This is a genomic window from Vibrio sp. Vb1755 (genome assembly GCF_033338635.1).
In the GTDB taxonomy this organism is placed as follows: Bacteria; Pseudomonadota; Gammaproteobacteria; order Enterobacterales; family Vibrionaceae; genus Vibrio; species Vibrio alginolyticus.
The window spans coordinates 1-1023 of sequence record NZ_JAWOTA010000379.1; the positions used below are offsets into that span (position 1 = coordinate 1).

The 1023-nt window shown below is 47.8% G+C and carries 2 pseudogenes; both read right to left on the bottom strand.

Annotated elements, in window-relative coordinates:
• Window positions 1-109, bottom strand: a pseudogene (locus R7E00_RS25265) (homoserine kinase); the annotation flags it as partial.
• Between the two features lie 20 nt (window positions 110-129).
• Window positions 130-1023 (bottom strand): annotated as a pseudogene (gene thrA / locus R7E00_RS25270) (bifunctional aspartate kinase/homoserine dehydrogenase I); the annotation flags it as partial.

A 1023-nucleotide genomic window follows, 5' to 3' on the forward strand; every position in this document is an offset into this window, starting at 1 on the left:
CTCGGTCACCCAACAAAGTGCCGTCAACTGGGGACACTGCCGCCCCCAGCACGTCAAAACCTACGCTAACATTACCAATTGAAGCTGGGGCATAAACCACCACGCCCATATCACTTGAACTCATTATTGTTATACCCCTAGTTTCCAACCTAAAGTACGCATTACATCCGAGAATACGCCTGCTGCCGTCACTTCTGTACCTGCACCGTAACCACGCAGCACTAAAGGAATTGGCTGGTAGTAGCGACTATAAAACGCCAACGCGTTTTCACCGTCTTTAATTTTGAACATTGGATCATTTTCATCGACAGCGGCCATGCTCACAGTGCACTTGCCATCATTAATTTCACCAACATAACGTAGCACTTTGCCTTCTTCTGCCGCTTTCGCTGATAACTCTTTGAAGTACGCGTCCGCTTCTGGCAAACGAGCCATAAATTCATCAACACTGCCTGAATCATCAAAGCCTGGTGGTAGCGCTTGGTCAACGACCACATCTTCAAGCTCTAATGACATACCTGCTTCGCGAGCTAGGATGAGCAGCTTACGCGCAACATCCATACCAGAAAGGTCATCACGAGGATCTGGCTCAGTGAAGCCATTTTCTTTCGCAATATTTGTCGCTTCGCTCAGGCTCATACCCTCGTCAAGTTTACCGAAGATGTAAGACAGTGAACCTGACAAAATGCCACTAAATCGTTCAAGCTCATCGCCTGCTGCAATCAGGTTTTGTAGGTTTTCGATAACCGGTAGGCCTGCCCCTACGGTTGTTTCGTACATCAACTTGCGACGCGAGCTACGAGTGACATCTCGAAGCTGATGGTAGTACGCCATGCTTGCTGTGTTTGCTTTTTTGTTTGGCGTGACCACGTGGAAACCTGCTGCTAGAAAGTCTGCATATTGATTTGCAATGTCTTCACTAGACGTACAATCCACAAGTACAGGGTTGATGATGTGATTGCGCTGAACTAACGCGATTAAACGAGCTAGACTGAATTCTTCTGTTGCCGCTGACATGCGGTC